Source organism: Pseudomonas sp. FBCC-B1667 (assembly GCF_059133255.1).
Genome location: NZ_CP101437.1, coordinates 1,836,422 through 1,855,722, shown reverse-complemented (window position 1 = coordinate 1,855,722; position 19,301 = coordinate 1,836,422). Strand labels below are relative to the sequence as shown.

General features: G+C 60.6%; 19 protein-coding genes. 12 read left to right on the top strand and 7 right to left on the bottom strand.

Annotation, left to right across the window (positions count from 1 at the left end; translation table 11 throughout):
- Positions 1-2 precede the first annotated feature (2 nt).
- The 3 genes from NL116_RS08210 (at position 3) to NL116_RS08200 (ending at position 2,941) form a co-directional block, all read left to right on the top strand.
- The gene (locus tag NL116_RS08210) at positions 3-680 is read left to right on the top strand and encodes a response regulator transcription factor (protein WP_129442122.1); all 678 of its coding nucleotides are present in this window, start codon (positions 3-5) and stop codon (positions 678-680) included.
- A gap of 224 nt (positions 681-904) precedes the next feature.
- Positions 905-1,354: a Spy/CpxP family protein refolding chaperone gene (locus tag NL116_RS08205; RefSeq protein ID WP_494376753.1), complete on the top strand. Its 450-nt coding sequence runs from the start codon at positions 905-907 to the stop codon at positions 1,352-1,354.
- A gap of 246 nt (positions 1,355-1,600) precedes the next feature.
- Entirely contained in the window at positions 1,601-2,941 is a 1,341-nt protein-coding gene (locus NL116_RS08200; RefSeq protein WP_494376752.1) for a sensor histidine kinase, read from the top strand.
- A gap of 15 nt (positions 2,942-2,956) precedes the next feature.
- Here NL116_RS08200 and NL116_RS08195 read toward each other — a convergent pair whose 3' ends face one another.
- On the bottom strand, positions 2,957-3,523 hold the full coding sequence (locus tag NL116_RS08195; RefSeq protein WP_494376751.1) for a nitroreductase family protein: 567 nt from the start codon (positions 3,521-3,523) through the stop codon (positions 2,957-2,959).
- Between the two features lie 121 nt (positions 3,524-3,644).
- Between NL116_RS08195 and NL116_RS08190 the strand changes: the two genes are divergently transcribed.
- Positions 3,645-5,099, top strand: a complete 1,455-nt coding sequence (locus tag NL116_RS08190; RefSeq protein WP_494376750.1) for a TrkH family potassium uptake protein — start codon at positions 3,645-3,647, stop codon at positions 5,097-5,099.
- On the opposite strand, the gene NL116_RS08185 is transcribed toward NL116_RS08190, so the two are convergent.
- Positions 5,056-6,117: an AraC family transcriptional regulator gene (locus NL116_RS08185; protein ID WP_494376749.1), complete on the bottom strand. Its 1,062-nt coding sequence runs from the start codon at positions 6,115-6,117 to the stop codon at positions 5,056-5,058. The genes NL116_RS08190 and NL116_RS08185 overlap by 44 nt on opposite strands.
- A 163-nt stretch (positions 6,118-6,280) precedes the next feature.
- On the opposite strand from NL116_RS08185, the gene NL116_RS08180 reads away from it, so the two are divergent.
- Entirely contained in the window at positions 6,281-6,592 is a 312-nt protein-coding gene (locus NL116_RS08180; protein ID WP_494376748.1) for an Mpo1-like protein, read from the top strand.
- A gap of 27 nt (positions 6,593-6,619) precedes the next feature.
- Positions 6,620-7,210, top strand: a complete 591-nt coding sequence (locus NL116_RS08175; RefSeq protein ID WP_494376747.1) for an HD domain-containing protein — start codon at positions 6,620-6,622, stop codon at positions 7,208-7,210.
- A 159-nt stretch (positions 7,211-7,369) separates the two neighbouring features.
- Here NL116_RS08175 and NL116_RS08170 read toward each other — a convergent pair whose 3' ends face one another.
- Positions 7,370-8,185: a UDP-2,3-diacylglucosamine diphosphatase gene (locus NL116_RS08170; protein WP_494376746.1), complete on the bottom strand. Its 816-nt coding sequence runs from the start codon at positions 8,183-8,185 to the stop codon at positions 7,370-7,372.
- Positions 8,186-8,314: 129 nt separating this feature from the next.
- Here NL116_RS08170 and NL116_RS08165 point away from each other — a divergent pair, with 129 nt between their 5' ends.
- Both NL116_RS08165 and NL116_RS08160 read left to right on the top strand, forming a co-directional pair.
- Complete coding sequence (locus NL116_RS08165; RefSeq protein WP_494376745.1) at positions 8,315-9,073, top strand: helix-turn-helix transcriptional regulator; 759 nt, start codon at positions 8,315-8,317, stop codon at positions 9,071-9,073.
- Positions 9,074-9,151: 78 nt separating this feature from the next.
- Entirely contained in the window at positions 9,152-10,045 is an 894-nt protein-coding gene (locus tag NL116_RS08160; protein WP_494376744.1) for a DMT family transporter, read from the top strand.
- On the opposite strand, the gene NL116_RS08155 is transcribed toward NL116_RS08160, so the two are convergent.
- The 4 genes from NL116_RS08155 to recQ all read right to left on the bottom strand — a co-directional run bounded on the left by NL116_RS08155 (position 10,039) and on the right by recQ (position 14,921).
- Positions 10,039-10,326, bottom strand: coding sequence for an Rdx family protein (locus tag NL116_RS08155; protein ID WP_494376743.1), 288 nt, complete (start codon positions 10,324-10,326; stop codon positions 10,039-10,041). The genes NL116_RS08160 and NL116_RS08155 overlap by 7 nt on opposite strands.
- 44 nt (positions 10,327-10,370) lie before the next feature.
- Positions 10,371-12,113, bottom strand: coding sequence for a motility hub landmark protein FimV (locus tag NL116_RS08150; protein ID WP_494376742.1), 1,743 nt, complete (start codon positions 12,111-12,113; stop codon positions 10,371-10,373).
- 127 nt (positions 12,114-12,240) lie between these two features.
- Positions 12,241-12,675 (bottom strand): MarR family transcriptional regulator, encoded by a 435-nt coding sequence (locus NL116_RS08145; RefSeq protein ID WP_494376741.1) that lies wholly within the window; start codon positions 12,673-12,675, stop codon positions 12,241-12,243.
- 119 nt (positions 12,676-12,794) lie between these two features.
- Positions 12,795-14,921, bottom strand: coding sequence for a DNA helicase RecQ (gene recQ / locus NL116_RS08140; protein WP_494376740.1), 2,127 nt, complete (start codon positions 14,919-14,921; stop codon positions 12,795-12,797).
- Positions 14,922-15,344: 423 nt separating this feature from the next.
- Here recQ and NL116_RS08135 point away from each other — a divergent pair, with 423 nt between their 5' ends.
- From NL116_RS08135 to lapD, 4 genes are all read left to right on the top strand, one after another.
- Positions 15,345-15,932 carry a UPF0149 family protein gene (locus tag NL116_RS08135; RefSeq protein ID WP_494376739.1) on the top strand — a complete coding sequence of 196 codons (588 nt, stop codon included), beginning with the start codon at positions 15,345-15,347 and terminating at the stop codon, positions 15,930-15,932.
- Between the two features lie 10 nt (positions 15,933-15,942).
- Positions 15,943-16,338, top strand: a complete 396-nt coding sequence (locus NL116_RS08130; RefSeq protein ID WP_494376738.1) for a YbaN family protein — start codon at positions 15,943-15,945, stop codon at positions 16,336-16,338.
- A gap of 103 nt (positions 16,339-16,441) precedes the next feature.
- A complete protein-coding gene (gene lapG / locus NL116_RS08125) occupies positions 16,442-17,149 on the top strand; it encodes a cysteine protease LapG (RefSeq protein WP_494376737.1) in 708 nt (235 codons plus the stop codon).
- Between the two features lie 22 nt (positions 17,150-17,171).
- On the top strand, positions 17,172-19,112 hold the full coding sequence (lapD, locus tag NL116_RS08120; RefSeq protein WP_494376736.1) for a cyclic di-GMP receptor LapD: 1,941 nt from the start codon (positions 17,172-17,174) through the stop codon (positions 19,110-19,112).
- Positions 19,113-19,301 lie beyond the last annotated feature (189 nt).

The following is a 19,301-nucleotide window of genomic DNA, read 5'->3' as shown; positions in this document are numbered from 1 at the left end:
TCATGAGCGAGCTGTTACTAATTGATGATGACCAGGAGCTGTGCGAGCTCCTGAGCAGTTGGTTGAGCCAGGAAGGCTTTCAGGTCCGGGCTTGCCACGACGGCCAGAGTGCCCGCCGCGCGTTGGCCGAAACCTCTCCCGCCGCCGTGGTGCTGGACGTGATGCTGCCCGACGGCAGCGGTCTGGAGCTGCTCAAGCAATTGCGCAACGATCACCCGGATTTGCCGGTGCTGATGTTGTCAGCACGCGGCGAGCCGCTGGACCGCATCCTTGGCCTGGAACTGGGCGCTGACGATTACCTGGCCAAACCCTGCGACCCACGGGAACTGACAGCCCGCTTGCGCGCGGTGTTGCGTCGCAGCCATCCGGCCGCGGTGTCCAGCCAGCTGGAATTGGGCGATCTGTGTTTCAGCCCGGTGCGCGGCGTGGTCAGCATCGATGAACAGGAATTCACCCTCACTGTCTCCGAAAGCCGTCTGCTTGAAGCCCTGCTCAAGCAACCCGGCGAGCCGCTGGACAAACAGGAACTGGCGCAGATCGCCCTCGGCCGCAAGCTGACCCTGTACGACCGCAGCCTGGACATGCACGTCAGCAACCTGCGCAAGAAAATCGGCCCGCACCCCGATGGCCGTCCGCGCATCGTTGCGCTGCGCAGCCGCGGTTACTACTACAGCCTCTAATCCCGAACGCGATTCCCTGTAGCCGCTGTCGAGCCCCGGCGAACGCAGCCTCGCAGGCTCGACAGCGGCTACACGGGCCATGTGTGTCCAAAGGTGGTGCAAGTGTCAGGTCGGCGACAAACCGTCTTTACCCAAGCTTTACGCTCCGCTGACCGCCGCTGACCTTGATCTCCGTAATCTGTACTCATCCGGAACGTACCGGGAACGAGACAAGGAGATTCACCATGCGCAAGACTCTTATCGCTCTGATGTTCGCCGCCGCTTTGCCGACCGTTGCCATGGCCATGCCCGAGGGCACCGGCCCGATGGGTGGGCCGATGGACGGCTCGCGCCACGGCGGTCAGATGCATGGCATGCACGGTAAAGGCCCGTACAGCCAGCTGGACTTGAGCCGCGAACAGCGCGAACAGATCCGCAAGATCATGGGCGAGCAAATGCACGAGCGTAAGCAACTGGTCGACAAGTACCTGGAGAAACTCTCGCCAGCCGACCAGAAAGCCCTGAAAGACGAAATGACCGCCCAGCATCAGAAAGTCGAAGCCGATGTACGCGCCGTGCTGAAACCGGATCAACAGAAGAAATTTGACGAAATCCAGAAAAAGCAGGCTGAGCGTCGCGCCGAGTGGGCCGAGTTCAAGGCGTGGAAAGCGCAACAACCGCAAAAAGCGCAATAATGCGCTGACCCCGGACCCAGCGGCCAGCCCCGTTGGGTCTAATACCACCCAGTTTCAGTGTGGGAGCGAACTGTGGCGAGGGGGCTTGTCGGACCGCCGCACCGCCCCGTTGGAGTGCAAAGCACTCCCAACATCTTCGAACATTATCGAGATTTTTGGGGGTTGCTGCGCGACCCGACGGGGGCAAGCCCTTTCACCACAGCAAGCCCGCTCCCACCGGGATTTGCGTCAGCTTGAGGATTTTCTGTGCGTTCATTATTCTGGCGTATCCTGGCCAGTTTCTGGTTAGCCATCGCTCTGGTAGCAGGGCTGTCCATTCTGCTCGGGCATATGCTCAACCAGGATGCGTGGATCCTCAGCCGCCATCCGGGCCTCAATACCCTGGCGCAAGAGTGGACGCAAACTTACGAATCCCAGGGTGAAGAAGCCGCCCAGGACATTCTGGAACAGCGCAAACGTCAATATCACATTGACGTTCAGGTGTTGAACGAAAGCGGCGACCCGGTCGTCCGTGGGACCTTCCCACGTCGCGCAGCCGCTTTCGAGGCCCGGCAGAACAACGACGACCGGCGTCTGCCATGGCGTCGTTTGACCGCGGAATACACCAGCGAAAAAACCGGTGACACCTACCTTCTGATCTATCGCATCCCGCACCCGGAACTGGATTCCTGGCACCGCGAAAGCCTGTTGTGGCCGTTGAGTGCACTGGGCATCGCGTTGGTGGTGCTGACTTTGTTCAGCCTGTTCGTCACCCTGTCGATCACTCGCCCGCTCAGCCGTTTGCGCGGTGCCGTGCATGACCTGGGTCAAACCACGTATCAGCAGAACAGCCTGGTGAAACTGGCCAACCGACGCGACGAGTTCGGCGTGCTGGCCAACGACTTCAACCGCATGGGCTCACGCCTGCAAAGCTTGATCGGCAGCCAGCGGCAGTTGCTGCGCGATGTGTCGCATGAGCTGCGCTCCCCGCTCGCCCGACTGCGTATTGCGTTGGCTTTGGCGGAACGGGCCAACCCTGAAGAACGGGAAAAACTCTGGCCGCGCCTGACTCGCGAATGCGACCGCCTGGAAGCGTTGATCAGCGAAATCCTCGTGCTGGCGCGGGTCGATGCCGACAACGCCAGTGCCGAAGAGGTCGACCTCAACGCGTTGCTCCAAACGCTGCAAAAGGACGCGCAACTGGGTTCACCGGAACAGAACGTCCGTCTTCAGGCAGAGCCGCAACTGAACCTCAAGGGCTGGCCGACGATGATCGAGCGCGCCGTCGACAATCTGCTGCGCAACGCCCAGCGCTTTAATCCGGTGGGGCAGTCGATTGAAATGCAGGCGGTGCGCCAGGGTGAACGCATTGTGGTCAGCGTGCGTGACCACGGGCCGGGCGTGAACGCCGAGCATTTGAATCAGTTGGGTGAGCCGTTTTATCGAGCCCCGGGGCAAACCGCGGCCGGGCATGGTCTGGGCCTGGCAATTGCTCGCCGTGCGGCGGAACGCCATGGCGGGAGTCTGGTGCTGGCCAATCACCCGCAGGGCGGGTTCGTGGCCAGCCTGGAATTGCCGTTGGTGCCGGGAGCGGTCGTTCAACCGTAAAAGCACTGTTGATCTTCAGGCCTTGGCAGGCCAAGCACTGACGAATTCAGCGAGGTCGACTGTGTCGGCCACGCGCGGTTCTTTCTGCGGTGTGCCGAGGTATAGGAACGCGATCACCTCTTCCCCTTCCGCCAGCCCAAGCCCTTTGGCCACATGTGCCGAATAGGCCAGTTCACCGGTGCGCCATACCGCACCAATCCCTTGTGCATACGCCGCCAGCAAAATCCCGTGCGCCGCGCACCCCGCCGCCAACAGTTGCTCGGATTTCGGATACTTGACGTGATCCTGCAACCGCGCAATCACCACCACCACCAATGGCGCACGCAGCGGGCCGTTGCGCGCCTTGTCCAGTGCCGCTTCCGACACCTCGTTGTCTTGCAGCTTCGCCGCTTCGGCCAGCAGCTCGCCCATTTGCTCGCGCGCTGCGCCCTCGACGGTCAAGAAGCGCCAAGGCTGCAAATGGCCATGGTCCGGCGCACGCATGGCGGCGCCAAACAGCACTTCGCGTTGCGCGGCAGTCGGTGCCGGGTCAAGCAGTCGTGGAACGGAAACACGGTTGAGCAAAGCGTCGAGAGCCTGCATCGGCCACCTCCTGAAAAAATGTTTGGCTATTCTAGCTGCAAGTGCGCAAGCGGCGTCGGTTTACATGCCCTGCCCCGCAGGTAGAATGGCGCCCACTCCCACATCAGCCCGAGCGGATTTCATGGCGTTGCCGACTTTACGGATCATTGGTTTTATCATCGGCATCTTCCTGATCACGCTGGCCATCGCCATGGTTGTGCCCATGGCGACCCTGGTGATTTTCGACCGCACCCACGAGCTGCCCTCGTTCCTCTGGGCGAGCATGATCACCTTTCTCGCCGGCCTGGCGATGGTTATCCCCGGTCGTCCCGAACACATCCATCTGCGTCCACGGGACATGTACCTGTTGACCGTCAGCAGTTGGCTGGTGGTCTGCCTCTTCGCCTCGCTGCCTTTCATGCTGGCTCAACACGTCAGTTTCACCGACGCGATCTTTGAAAGCATGTCCGGCATCACTGCCACCGGTTCGACGGTCCTCAGCGGCCTCGACGCCATGTCCCCCGGTATCCTGATCTGGCGTTCGCTGCTGCACTGGCTCGGCGGCATCGGTTTCATCGGCATGGCCGTGGCGATTCTGCCGCTGCTGCGTATCGGGGGCATGCGCCTGTTTCAGACCGAGTCCTCGGACCGTTCCGAAAAGGTCATGCCCCGTTCGCACATGGTGGCGCGCTTGATCGTGGCCGCATACGTCGGCATCACCATTGTCGGCAGCCTGGCGCTGTGGTGGGCCGGGATGAGCCTGTTCGATGCAATCAACCACGCGATGTCAGCGATCTCCACCGGCGGTTTCTCCACCTCGGACCAGTCGCTGGCCAAATGGGCGCAACCGGCGGTGCACTGGGTGGCGATTGTCATCATGATTCTCGGCAGCCTGCCCTTCACCCTGTACGTAGCAACCTTGCGCGGCAATCGTCGGGCATTGATCAGGGATCAACAGGTTCAAGGGTTGCTCGGTATGTTGCTGGTGACCTGGCTGGTGCTCGGCACCTGGTACTGGTGGACCACCCAACTGCATTGGCTCGACGCCTTGCGGCATGTGGCGTTTAACGTGACGTCGGTGGTCACGACCACCGGTTTTGCGTTGGGTGATTACAGCCTGTGGGGCAATTTCTCACTGATGCTGTTCTTTTACCTGGGCTTTGTCGGTGGCTGCTCTGGCTCGACGGCCGGCGGGATCAAGATATTCCGCTTCCAGGTCGCCTATATCCTGCTCAAGGCCAACCTTAACCAACTGATTCACCCGCGCGCGGTGATCAAGCAGAAGTACAACGGTCACCGACTCGACGAAGAAATCGTACGTTCGATCCTGACCTTTTCGTTCTTCTTCGCCATCACCATCTGCGTCATCGCGTTGCTGCTCTCACTACTCGGTGTGGACTGGATGACCGCCCTGACCGGTGCGGCCAGTACCGTATCCGGTGTCGGGCCGGGGTTGGGGCCGACCATTGGGCCATCAGGTAACTTTGCGACCTTGCCGGATGCCGCCAAGTGGATTCTGTCGTTCGGCATGCTGCTGGGCCGACTGGAGATCATTACGGTGTTTGTTCTGTGCATTCCTGCGTTCTGGCGCCACTGACCTGCGCCGCCGCTTCGGTCATGTGCGCCCGGTACTCGCCGGGTGTGGCATCGAACCAGCGGCGGAATGCGCGGAAGAAATTGCTCGGGTCGGCGAACCCCAGCAGGTAGGCAATTTCCAGCAGGGTCATGGTCGGCTGGGCCAGGTATTGCTCGGCCAATTCGCGCCGGGTGTCATCGAGCAAGGCCTGGAAACTGGTGCCCTCTTCCTGCAAGCGTCGCTGCAAGGTGCGTTGCGACAGGTGCAGCGTCTGCGCCACGGTTTCGCGCTTGGGTTCGCCCTGGGGCAGCAAACGGCACAACACTTGCCGCGCCTTGTGCGTCACGCGGCTCTCGGAAAACCGCGCCAGGTACTCGCCGGCAAACCGGTCGTGCAACAACGCCATCGCCTCGTTCGCGGTCGGCAGCGGCGCCTCCATGTCGGCACGCTCGAAGATCAATGCGTCGTAAGGTGCGTTGAACAGCAACGGCGCATGAAAGGCTTGTTTATAGGGTTCGAGGTCGACCGGTTGATCGCCCTGTATCAGCACCTTGCGCGGTTGCAGGGTTCGCCCGGTCAACCAGCCGCACAACGCCAGCGCACAGGCCAGTGACGCCTCGGCACTTTGCCGGGTCGGCGGCAGGTGATCGCCGTGGACCGTCAAAATCAGCGCATAGCCTTCATCCAGCAGTCGGAAACTCAGGTCGGCACTTTCGGCAATGATCCGCTGATAGCGCACCAGCCGCTGAAAGCCTTCGGCCAGGGTCTGGCTGGACATCAAGGCGTAACCGGCGACATGGAAGGACGCCGGTCGTACCACTTTTCCCATGTTCAGGCCGATCGCCGGGTTGCCGGACAGCTCAACCGCGCGCTGCCACAGTCGCGTCATGGAATCTTGCGGAAAACGCGCATCCGGATCCTCCAGTGCTGCGTAGTCGAGCCCTAGCTGATTGAACAGTGCCCGGCAATCCAGGCCGTCCATCTCCAGTGCTTTGACAATCCCCATCGCCCAGCTTGCAGAAGTCGTTCGTTCGCTCATGGCGTTTGCTTACTGTTCAGTGAGCCGTCTGACGCGGCGGGTTTTCGAAGGATACTAAAGTGGCGCCTATTGTCACTGGCTGATGCCAATGATCACTCTAGACTCAAATAAGCTAGCCGCAGCACATCTTGCAATCAGAACAATAACCACAGAGATCGCAGTCGTGGAAAACATCAGACGTTTCAACAGCTTTGCTGAGTTCTACCCGTATTACCTCAGCGAGCACAGTGACAGTACTTGCCGACGACTGCACTTCATCGGCACGACGCTGGTCATCTTCATTCTCGCCTTGACCATCGGTAAAGGCGCGTGGCTGCTGTTGTGGGCCCTGCCGCTGGCGGGTTACAGCTTCGCCTGGGCCGGGCATTTCTTTTTCGAGAAGAATCGGCCTGCGACCTTCCAGCATCCTCTTTATAGCCTGGTCGGCGACTTTGTCATGTACCGCGACATGATTCTGGGTCGCGTACCGTTCTAAGCACCGTTAACAAGACGAGAATTGTCGATGAATGCCACCGCCCGCTTCACCCACATGAAGGATGGCACGCAGGAAGACTGGGCGATCATCGCCGCCGACTTCAGTGCCTACGCGAGACAATTGCCTTCAAGGATCGTGGCGCACCTGAAGTTGCTGGAGGGCGATTTTGGTGGCTTCCCGGTGGACCGTCTGACCCACTCCCTGCAAACCGCCAGCCGCGCCTGGCGCGATGGCCGTGATGAGGAATATGTGGTCTGCGCGTTGCTGCATGACATCGGCGACACCTTGGGCTCCTACAATCATCCGGACATTGCCGCGGCGATTCTGAAGCCGTTCGTCAGTGCCGAGAACCTGTGGATGGTGGAGAAACACGGGATTTTCCAAGGCTATTACTTCTTCCATCATCTGGGCATGGACCGGCACCTGCGCGAGCAATTCAGCGGGCATCCGCAGTATCAGGCGACCATCGAATTCTGTGCCAAATATGATGCGGCGGCATTTGACCCGGCGTATGACACGCTGCCGCTGAGCTTCTTTGAACCGATGATGGAACGGTTGTTTGCGAAGCCGAAAAACTCGATCTACAAAGCGGCGATGGAAGAATACTCGCCGGCCTGATACACCGAGCGGAATTCTGTGGTGAGGGGCCTGCCCCCGTTCGGCGGCGAAGCCGTCGTAAAACGACGAATGGGGTCTGTCAGGTGTAACCGGCCGAATGGTTTTGAGGGCCGCTTCGCACCCAAACGGGGGCAAGCCCCCTCGCCACAAAGGGCATGCCTATGCCGGCTCGGCAACCTTCAGCGCCTTCAATTCCGCCTCCCGCGCCTGCGCATCCGCCAGCCGATACAACTCGATCGACCCGTCCCAATGCTCGATCAGCGCCGTGCACGACTCCACCCAATCCCCGCAATTGAGGTAGTCCACCTCGCCCACCTTGCGAATCTCGGCATGATGAATGTGCCCGCACACCACGCCATGCAACCCGCGTTTCACGCATTCGTGGGCGATGGCTTCCTCGAAGTCGCTGATGAAGCTGACCGCAGTCTTTACCTTGTGCTTGAGGTACGCCGACAACGACCAATAGCCGTAGCCATACCGGGCACGCCAGTGATTGAGCCAGCGGTTGAGAGTCAGGGTAAATTCGTAGGCCCAATCCCCGAGGAACGCCAGCCAGCGGTGATAGCGGGTGATGACATCGAACTGATCGCCGTGGATCACCAACAGATGACGGCCATCGGCGGTCACGTGCACGGCTTCGTCGACCAACTGGATGTTGCCCAGGATCAGCTTCGAATAACGACGCAGGAACTCGTCGTGATTGCCGGTGACGTAGATCACTTCGGTGCCGCGCTTGCTCATGGTGAGCAAACGACGAATGACGTTGGTGTGCGCTTGGGGCCAGTACATGCCGCCGCGCAGTTTCCAGCCATCGATGATGTCGCCGACCAGGTAAATCCTGTCCGCGTGAAAGCCCTTGAGAAACTGCGACAGGTGCTCGGCCTGGCAGTCTCGAGTGCCCAGGTGCACATCGGAAATCCACAAGGTCCGCACTCGTTGCTTACGACTGGGTTTGGCGAGCTCGGCGCTGGTCATGGGCAACCCTCTGCGATTGTTTTTCCAAGCTTGCGCCGGTCGGGTTAATCGACCATGACAGCGGTGAGTCATTCCTGTGACAGCGACGGGCCGGTGTAGACTGGCCGCATCTTGCCCAGGAGAGCGGTGATGCGCCCGATCCTCACACTACGCCAGTACACCCACGACCTGATCGTCCACAGCCACGACCACGCCCAACTGGTATTCGGGCTGTCGGGCGCGCTGGATTTCGAAGTCGACGGACATGGCAGTCAGGTGGTGCAGCAGAGTTTCGTGGTAGTGCCGTCCGGTTTTCATCACGCCTGTGGCAGCAGCAACGGCAGCCGCTGCCTGGTGCTGGATGTGCCGAGCGATCAGTGGGTTTCACAGTCGCTGGGCGAACACGCCGAGGCCAGCCGTCGTCTGCTCGACAACGCCGGACGCCTGCCGCTGGATGCCGGGCAAAGCCAATTAGTCAGCTGGCTGGCGGGCAGTCAGGTCAACGATCCATTGATCGCGCAACAAGGCGCGGTGCTGTTATTGGCCAGTCTCAACAATGCGAAGCCGACCAGCGTGGGTGGACGACGCCTGCCGTATGCGGCGATGAATGCGCACATCGACCGGCACGCCGCCCATCCGCTGCAAGTGGCGGACCTGGCCGGTGTCGCCGGGTTGTCCAGCGCCCGGTTGCATGCACGGTTTGTGGCCGAGTGTGGACAGACACCGATGGACTACATCCGCAGTCGGCGGCTGCATATTGCGGTGGGATTACTGCGGGATTCGCCATTGCCCATCGGCGAGATTGCCAGTCGGGTCGGCTACAGCTCACAGAGCGCCTTCGCCGCCGCGGTGTTGCGCGAGTTTGGCGCCTCTCCCGGTAAGCTGCGGCGCGAGGCTGGCGACAAATGAGGCGAGTCTGACGACAGACAGGTGCGCAGCCAGCGCTCTAGACTGCACCTCTGTTGGTTGTATTGATCAAGGATTGCCATGACTCCCCGTACCGCCCTTGGCGCCCTGCATATCGGCGCATTGATGTTTGGCCTGACCGGTGTGTTCGGCAAACTCGCCGCCGCCTCCCCTGCTGTTATTGTCTTTGGCCGTGCCGCGTTTGCGGTGCTGGCACTCGCGGTTTTTGCGCGCTTGGCCAGCAACACCCGTTGGCAGAAACTTGAAGCCGTGGATTGGCGCCGCCTGCTGCTCGGCGGCTTGTTGCTGGCCGGGCATTGGGTGAGCTTCTTTATTGCGGTGAAGGTGGCGGGCGTGGCGATTGCGACCTTGGGTTTTGCCAGTTTCCCGGCGTTTACCGTGATCCTGGAAGGGCTGATCTTCCGCGAGCGGATTCGCGCCAATGAAATCCTGCTGGTGGTATTGGTGAGTGTCGGGTTGGTGTTGGTCACGCCTGACTTCGATCTGGCGAGCGGCGCCACCACCGGTCTGCTCTGGGCCGTCGGTTCCGGGTTGTTGTTTGCCCTGCTGTCGCTGACCAACCGGGCCAGTTCCGGACGCATCCCGCCGGTACAGGCCGCGCTGTGTCAAAACGTGGTGGTCGCGCTGTGCCTGCTGCCTGTCGCGGCACCGCAGTTGAGCGAAGTGCGTGGTATCGACTGGCTGTGGATCGGCCTGCTAGGGGTGTTCTGCACCGGCGTCGCTCACAGTCTGTTCGTCGCCAGCCTGGCGGTAATCAAGGCCCGCACGGCGGCGGTGGTGTTCGCCCTGGAGCCGGTTTACGGGATCACCATGGCCTGGCTGTTGTTCAATGAACATCCGACGCTGCGGATGCTGATCGGCGGCGCGCTGATCATTGTCGCGATCGTGGTTTCCAGCCGGCTGTCCGGTGGTTCAAGCAAGAAAACCGTGGCGGCTGAAGCGGCGTCTCACTGAGTGCGGTCGTTGTGGCCCAGGTCGCGGTCCGGGTCAATCTGATCGCGGACCCGCTGCTTGAGCACCTTGGCTTCAGGGAAGCCGCCATCGGCCTTACGTTCCCAGAGCTGCATGCCGTCACAAAAAATATGGAACACCCCACCGGTGCCGGGCACCAGCGACACTTTGCCCAGGTCATCACCGAAGGTGCTGAGCAGCTCCTGAGCGAGCCAGGCGGCACGCAACAGCCATTGGCATTGCGTGCAATAGGTGATGATGATTTCCGGTTTGTGCACGGTCATGACAGGCAAGTCTCTGAGTCTTGGGGCGCAGCCATCATAGAGCCTCAGCCGATACCGGCCAACAGACTGCGCGCGGTCTGCCTGAGCGGTTCGTCACCGTCCTTGAGCAATTCGTTGAGCAGCTTGATCGCGCGGTCGAGGTCGCCATCGTCGATGCAGGTCTGGGCTTGTTCCAGTTTGCCGGCGCTGGATGGCACCTCCGGGGCCAGGCACAGCGGCTCAAGTTCCAGCGACTGAGGTGCATCGATGAATTCGTCGAGGAAGTCGTCATCCAGTGATGGCGTGTCAGGTTCGGGGTCCCATTCCAGTTCGGGCGCTTGCTGCGACGACTCGGCAGGCAGTTCGTACACGTCGGGCAACATGTGCAGGCTCGAGGTGAAGGTCAACTCGTCTGAAGGTGTAGCGGCGGGCGGCGGGCTGTCAAAAGGACTGACCAGATCCCAATTCGAATCCATCGACAACTCATCCAGGTTCAATTGGAATTCATCGTCTGGCAGAGCTTCCACAGGGGCGACTACGGGCGCAGCCTCCATGGGCACGGCACTGCTCAGTTTCGGGTGGCTGGCGCGGATGTCATGAAGCTTTTGCGGGTCGAACCCGGCGTCTCGCAGGCTGCTTTCCTGTGCGTCATAGGCCTTCACGTCACCTTGTTTGCCGAGCACTTCCAGCAATTGCACCGCCAGATCCGTGCGCTGAGGTTCCTTGGTCAGCGCCTCTCGCAACATGGCGGCGGCTTCGGAAAACCGACCATACGTCAGGTAGATGCCGACCCCTTCCAGCACATCACCCGCTGAGGCTTCTTCACGATGATCGGACGCGGTGTTGAGCTGGGCCTTTTCGACCAGCGACTGCACAGGAGGATCAAGCATCGGCTCCTGCCGTGAGGGCAAATCAGGGGCTGCATCGGGCAAGGCCACGACCTGCTGACGTCGATGACGAAGGAACAACCCGAGCAACACCAACGCCACCAGTGCCAGCAAGCCGATGATCAATTGCCAATGGGTCGCGTCCTCGACAGCCACAGGCGCGGGCACGACCGCCGTCGGCGCAGCGGGCTCGGCTGGCGTTTGTCTGACGTCGGCCAATTGGGTCTGCAGTTCGGTGATTTGCTTTTTCTGACCGGCGATCTGCTCGTCCAGAGCCGCCAGTTTCGCCTTCAACTCATCGATGGTTTTTTGCAGTTGCTGGTTTTGCAGGACAGCGGCGGCCAGTTGCTCGGCCACAACGGGATCAATCACAGGGGCGACGGCAGGTTGCGGGGGAGCGGGGTTCTTCGCAGGTGCCGCTGGCGGACTGGCCGGTTTGACGACCGGAAATGCAGAAGGCAGGGATTCGGCAACCGGCTCATCAGCGGCGGGTTCAATCCCCGGGGTGCCCGGCGGATCAATCAGTACCGTGTATTCGCGCAGCAAGCGCCCGTTGGGCTGATTGAGCTGCACCACGAAATTCAGGAAAGGTTCTTTGACCGCTTTGCTGGAGGTCACCCGGATCAGGTTGCGATTGCCTCGCAGGATCGGGGTGAACTTCAGATTGTTGAGGAAGAACACCCGTTCGACGCCGGCGCGGCTGAATTCCTCCGCCGTCGCCAGGCTGACGGACAACTCGCCCTCCTCCAGACCACCGACATCGATCAGAGCGATGTCGGCACTCAACGGCTGGTTCAGCGCGGAACGGAGCGTGATGTCCCCCAAGCCCAGCGCGGGCGCCAATGCCGAGTAGGTGATAGCGCCACCGAGCAGAAACGACCTGACGCCACACCGCAAAACCAACCGCCAACTCTCGAGCATGAGCATCCCTTAGATAACAGAACCAACCTATGCGTGTTTGCACATCCGGTACGAACACGATATTGCGTAGTAGTTCTTTATAGTCTGCCCAACGGGGTATCTCAAAAGTCCGGCGTGCGGTTATGCCTCAAGATTTTTCCAGGTTGCCCAGAATATGTCCGTGAACCCGCATGCACACCTTCAGATCCGCCTCATCGACACCCGCGAACAATTCGTGGCGCAGTTGCGTGGCGATGGTTTCAATTTGTTCGATCAGGGGACGGGCCGGCGCGCAGAGGACAATTTTTTTCGCTCGACGGTCTTCCAGCACGGCTTGGCGCTGTACCAGGCCTTGGGTTTCAAGGCTGTCGAGCAAACGGGCCAGCGTCGGCCCTTCGACACCGACGCTTTGCGCCAGCTCACGTTGGGTCGGGGCTTCCTCGAAACGGGCCAGGTGCAGCAGCACCAGCCAGCGTGCCTGGGACAGTCCCAGACCGGCGAGACGGCGGTCCAGTTCGGCACGCCAGCCACGCGACATCTGGGCCAATTGCATGCCAAAACGGTGTTGATCGGTTAACGGCATAAAACACTCATGATTAGACAGAAATTAATTAAAACTAATTATTAGTCAGCTAAGCATGGCCGTTGGCTTGAGGCAAGGTTTGGTCTGTAGTGAATCGTTACATCAACCTGCGGGGCTGCTTAAACCTCAAATTCCGATTGCAGGGCGGCACGCACGCAGTACAAAACGCCTTCCGGCACTCGCCCGGCAAACAGCGCGGCGATTTCAGAAACCGCTGGCAACTCACCTTCGCCGTCGAGGAACGCATCCTGGACTTCGCCCATCAAGTCTTCCGGCAGGTCCAGCGCTTGTTCCAAAGACAGCTGCTGCTTGCCAATCGCTTCGGCGAGCATGGTGTAGACGTTCTTTTCCGAGCATTGCAGCTGGCCGGCGATTTGCACTGGGGTCATGCCGGCGCGAGCCAGGGTAATCAGTTCGTGGCGCACGTCGGCCACGACTTTCGGTGCCTCGACCTGACCGCCCAGCACTTCGAGGAAGGCCTCGCCATAACGCTCGAGTTTGCGTGCGCCCACCCCGCTGACGGTGGCCATTTCCGCCAGCGAAGTCGGCTGGCTGCGGAGCATTTCCAGCAGCGTCGAATCGGGGAAGATGACGTACGGCGGCACGCCATGCTCTTCGGCCAGTTTGCGCCGCAAGGCACGGAGCGCCTCCCACTGCTCGCGCTCTTCGCCACGCACCAGCTGGCTCGCCGGGCTCTTGCTGCTTTTCGCGGTGGTTTGCGGCTTCAGGTCGCGACGCAGTTCCAGGGTCACTTCGCCCTTGAGCAGCGGCCGACAGGTGTCGCTCAGGCGCAGACCGCCGTAGCCTTCAAGGTCGATGTCGGCCAGACCACGGGCAACCAGCTGTCGGAACAGAGAGCGCCATTCACTCTCGCCCATCGCCTTGCCGACACCAAACACGGACAGATGCTGATGGCCAATGCTGCGGACTTTTTCGTTGTCCTTGCCCAGCAACACGTCGACCAGATGCCCGACGCCATAACGCTGCCCGGTGCGGTAAATCGCCGAGAGTGCCTGACGGGCCGGCTCGGTGGCATCCCAGGTCTGCACCCCATCGACGCAGTTGTCGCAGTGGCCGCACGGCTCTGGCATGTCTTCGTCGAAGTAGGCCAGCAAGGTCTGGCGACGGCAGCGGGTTTCTTCGCAGAGCGAGAGCATCGCGTCGAGTTTGTGCTGCTCCAGACGCTTGTGTCGCTCGTCGCCTTCGGAGTTCTGCAACATTTGCTTGAGCATCACCACGTCTTGCAGGCCGTAGGCCATCCAGGCATCGGCCGGCAAGCCATCGCGACCGCCGCGACCGGTTTCCTGGTAATAGGCCTCAAGGGATTTCGGCAAATCGAGGTGAGCGACAAAGCGCACGTTAGGCTTGTCGATGCCCATGCCGAACGCCACGGTAGCGACCATGATCAGGCCTTCCTCATTGAGGAAGCGCTTCTGGTGATGGGCCCGGGTTTCGTTGGGCAAACCCGCGTGATACGGCAGCGCCGGGAAGCCTTGTTCGCTGAGGAACACCGCCACTTCGTCGACTTTCTTGCGCGACAGGCAATAGACGATGCCGGCATCACTGCGACGCTCGGCGAGGAAGGCCAGCAACTGCTTGCGCGGCTGCTCCTTCGGGACGATGCGGTAGAAAATGTTCGGGCGATCAAAGCTCGACAGGAAGCGTTCGGCGTCTTGCAGATGCAGGCGCTCGACGATTTCTTCGCGGGTACGCTTGTCGGCCGTAGCGGTCAGGGCGATGCGCGGCACGTCAGGGAACAACTCTGCCAACTGCCCCAGTTGCAGGTATTCACGACGGAAGTCATGGCCCCATTGCGATACGCAGTGCGCTTCGTCAATGGCGAACAGGGCGATTTCAAGGCTTTGCAGGAAAGCCAGCATGCGCGGCTGGACCAGACGTTCGGGCGCCAGATAGAGCATTTTCACTTCGCCGCGCTTGATGCGGGCCGCGAGGTCGCGCTGTTGTTCGGCGCTCAGCGTGGAGTTCAATGCAGCGGCCGCGACGCCCAGCTCTTCGAGGGTGGCGACCTGGTCGTCCATCAAAGCGATCAGCGGCGACACCACCACCGCCAGACCTTCGCGCAAGAGCGCCGGCACCTGAAAGCACAAGGATTTTCCGCCACCGGTAGGCATCAGCACCAGGGCATCGCCGCCACTGGCCACGCGCTCAATGATTGCACCCTGACGGCCACGAAAACTGTCGTAGCCGAAGATGTCCTTGAGGACGCGCTGAGCCTGTTCGAGCATAAAAACTCCAAAAATCACAAAAACATCCCTGCAAGGCTGGTTCAGAACCACGCACGCTGCACTGACAAATCGTAAGTGCGCATTGCATGAAGCTTCACATTCCAGCCAAGACGCCAGCAGGGCATCACAAAACGCGCGAGTATACCCGAGGCCTGCCCGGCAAAGGGTGCCGCTGAGAAGAGGAACGCAATGCAATACATGTGGGAGCGGGCTTGCCCGCGATGGCGGCGTGTCAGGCGAAAAATGTATTGGAAGTACCGGCCCCATCGCGGGCAAGCCCGCTCGCACAGGGATTGGCCAGACTGGCGGTATCGACAACCAAAGAATCCCCCCGCAAGGCTGCAAATATGCCGCGCGGCTGGCCTGAGCGCTCAAGAAGGCCTAGAATTCCCGCATCTGTTTATTTCCCAAGGTAGCCCTTTAATGTCCTTCGCTGAGCAACTAACCCGTTTGCAAGTCTTCCTCGACGCCGACGAACTGCATGACGAGGCGCTGGACTACGTGGCCGCCCACGGCTATCTCACCGCGTTGTCGATCTGTTCCGAAGAAGTACCGGACCGTGAATGGATCGACGCCCTCTTCGCCGAAGAGCCGCACTACGCCGATGACACCGAGCGTGAAGCCATCGAATCCACCCTGATCGGCCTCAAGGCTCACATCGCCCGCCAACTGGCGTCTGATGAAGAATTCGAGCTGCCGTGCGAGCTGGACCTGGGTGAAGATCCGGATGACTCCGACCTGCGCGGCTGGTGCATTGGTTTCATGGAAGGCGTGTTCCTGCGCGAAGCCGCCTGGTTCGAAACCGCCGAAGACGAAGTCAGCGAAATGCTCCTGCCGATCATGGTCGGTTCGGGCCTGTTCGACGAACAGCCAGAGTTCGAAGACATCGCCAAGGATGCCAACTTGATGGACGACATGATCGTTCAGATCCCGGAAGCCCTGACCGCGCTGTACCTGCTGTGCAACGCGCCAGATGAAAAACCGGCGATCCTCAAGCCACGTCACCACTAAGGTCTTGCCTATGGACAACCCCATAGGCAACCGCTCCCTGATGTTGCGTTACGTGCTGCTGGCCGTCGGCTGGCTGAGCGTAGCGTTGGGGGTGATCGGGATTTTCCTGCCGGTTTTGCCCACCACCCCCTTTCTGCTGCTGGCCGCCGCGTGCTTCGCCCGCAGTTCGCCGCGTTTTTATCAGTGGCTGGTGGGGCATCCACAGCTTGGGCCATGGATTCGTGACTACCTCGATGGCAACGGCATCCCGCTCAAGGGCAAGGTCTACGCCATTGGCCTGATGTGGGTGAGCATCCTCTTCTCCTGCTATCTGGTGCCTCTGCCGTGGGCCCGCGGCTTCATGCTGACCAGCGCCGTGCTTGTCACGTTCTACATCCTCAAGCAAAAAACCCTGCAAAAACCCTGATCACCCCCGCCTCCTGCGTGTCCGGGTACCCACCCGACGATTTGTCCTTCCTCGCTGAAAAACACCGCCTAGACTTCAGTCATCTGCACGCGAGCAGCCAGACATGTCACGTCGTCCGCGTAGTCCAGGATGGTCAACGCTCCGACTTCGGCTCGGCGGTTGGATGCTGCTGGTCAGTTTTCTACTGACAGGGTTGGGCAGTGTCCTCGCCGACTGGGACTTTACGCAAATTCTGCAAACCGCCGAAAAGCGCTACGGACCTCTCGGCCCTGCTCAAGGAAGAATCGAGGCCTGGAGTCAAATGCTCAAAAGCGAACTCAAGCAACCCGAGCGCGAGCAACTGAACGCGGTCAATCAGTTCTTCAACCAGCAACTGAGCTTTCAGGACGACATGCGCATCTGGCATCAGACCGATTACTGGGCCACGCCTGAAGAATCGTTGATCAAGGGCGCCGGTGATTGTGAAGACTACGCACTGGCGAAGTATTTCAGCCTTCGCTACCTCGGGATTCCTAGCGAGAAATTGCGCATCACCTACGTCAAGGCCCTCACTCAAAACCAGGCGCACATGGTGCTGACCTTCTACAGCAGCCCCACGGCCGAACCGCTGGTGCTGGATAACTTGATCGGCGAGATCCGCCCCGCGTCCCAGCGCAAAGACCTGTTGCCGGTCTACGCCTTCAACGCCGAAGGTCTGTACTTGCCCGGCGCCAATGGCGGCAAGCGCAGCGGCGACAGTAAAAAGCTGTCGCGCTGGCAAGACGTGTTGAAAAAGATGCAAGCCGAAGGATTCGCCGTGGGCGAAGGCTAGCCGTTAGAGCAAGGAGCGTTTTATGTCACTGCGCAAACAGTTGTTCCTCGCCATTTGCCTGTTCCTGCTGGTGGCCTTCAGCGGCAGTTTTTTTGTCAGTCTGGAAAGCTCCCGCGAACAGATGCTCGCCCAATTGCGCTCCCATGCCCAGGACGCTGCCACCGCATTGGGTTTATCGCTGACAGCCCAGATCGACGACCCGGCCATGATCGAGTTGATGGTCAGCTCGATTTACGACAGCGGCTATTTCCGCAGCATCCGCGTCGTCAATATTGTCGATGAACAGGTGCTGGTGGAACGCAGCACGCTCGAAAAAATCAATGGCGTTCCGGGTTGGTTCGTACGCCTCGTCAACCTGCGCCCCGAAGGGGGTGACGCGCTGATCATGCGCGGCTGGGAACAGGTGGCACGGGTTGAAGTGTTGAGCAATCCGCAATTCGCCCTGGCCAAACTCTGGGACAGCACCCTCGGCAGTCTGCTCTGGCTGTTGGTCTGTGGATTGCTCAGCGCAATATTCGGCGGTTGGCTGTTGCGTCGGCAATTGCGCCCGCTCGACAAAATGGTCAAGCAGGCCGAAGCCATCAGCAAGCGCGAGTTCCTGAGCCTGCCGAAACTGCCGCGCACCCCGGAATTGCGCCGTGTGGTGCTGGCGATGAACCAGATGGTCGAGAAGCTCAAGGCGCTGTTCGCCGAAGAAGCCATGCGCAGTGAAAAACTGCGGGCCGAGTCCTATCAGGACACCCTCACCGGCCTGGCCAACCGACGCCTGCTGGACGAACAACTGGCCGATCATCTGTTGATCAGTGAACAGAGCAGCACCGGTCATTTGCTGATGCTGCGAGTCAACGACCTGATCGGCCTCAACCAGCGTCTGGGTGGTCAGCGCACCGATGCGTTGATCAGCGCTGTCGGCGAGCTGCTCAAGCGCCTGACGCATTTGCCGGAACGTCGGACCTGGCTGGCGGCACGCAACCGCGGCGGTGAGTTCAGCCTGCTGACGCCGGGACTGGATGGCGCCGACGCCGAACGCCTGGCCTCGGAAATCAGTGCAACGTTGGAGAACCTGCGCCTGACCGGCGCCAGTGATTGCATGCCGGTAGCGCATTTGGGCATCGTCCCCTACCACCCCGGCGAACCGGCCAGCGACGTGCTGCTGCGTCTCGATCAGGCACTGACGCAAGCCCGGCAGCACCCCGAGCGGCCGTGGGCCCATCTGGCCGACACTGCCACCGCGAACAACCACTCCCAACATGACTGGCGCGCCTGGATCGACGACGCCCTGACCCACAGCAAACTGCAGCTATATTTCCAACCCGTCGTGCAATGCGCCGACACCAGCCAGGTGCTGCATCACAAAGTCCTTGCGCGTCTGCTCGACCCCAACGGCGAAGCGATTGCCGCCGGGCATTTCCTGCCATGGATCGAGCGCCTCGGCTGGTCAGCGCGCTTCGACCTGGCGATGCTCGAAGCGACCCTCGACTACCTCATCGTCAACCGCTGGCCGTTGGCGTTGAGCCTGTCCGGCAGCACCCTGCGGGACCCGGCGCAGCTGCGAGACATCATCGACTTGCTCGATTCGCTGCCGGAACTGGCACCGCTGCTGACCCTGGAAATCGACGAACGCCAGTTGCCGCCGCCCGAAGAACTGCAGCGCCTGAGCCATAGCCTGCTCGAAACCGGTTATCGCCTCGGCTTGCAGCACTTTGGCGGCAGCTTCAGCCAGATCGGCAACCTGACGCAGCTCGGGTTGGCGTACCTGAAAATCGATGGTGCGTACATCCGCAGCATTGATGTGCAGCCTGACAAGCGGCTGTTTATCGATGCGATTTTTCGCGCGACCAACAGCATTGATTTGCCGTTGATTGCGGAGATGGTGGAGACGCAGGGGGAGTTGGAGGTGATTCGGGAACTGGGGTTGTTTGGGGTGATGGGACGGTTGATCGGGCCGCCGGAGCCGATGTAGCCGGACGCGATGATTGGGCAGTAAACACTGATGGTTAAAAGACACCTACAGACACTCACTCAGGCTACATGTTCTTGCGCCGTTACCTACGACTGCGCCAGAGTCCGCCGGCTTGTGCGCCTTGTACCGTGCCTCTATCGCTTCCCTGCCACTGCCCATCAGTAGTCGGGTTTCGCAGTCCGGATCAAT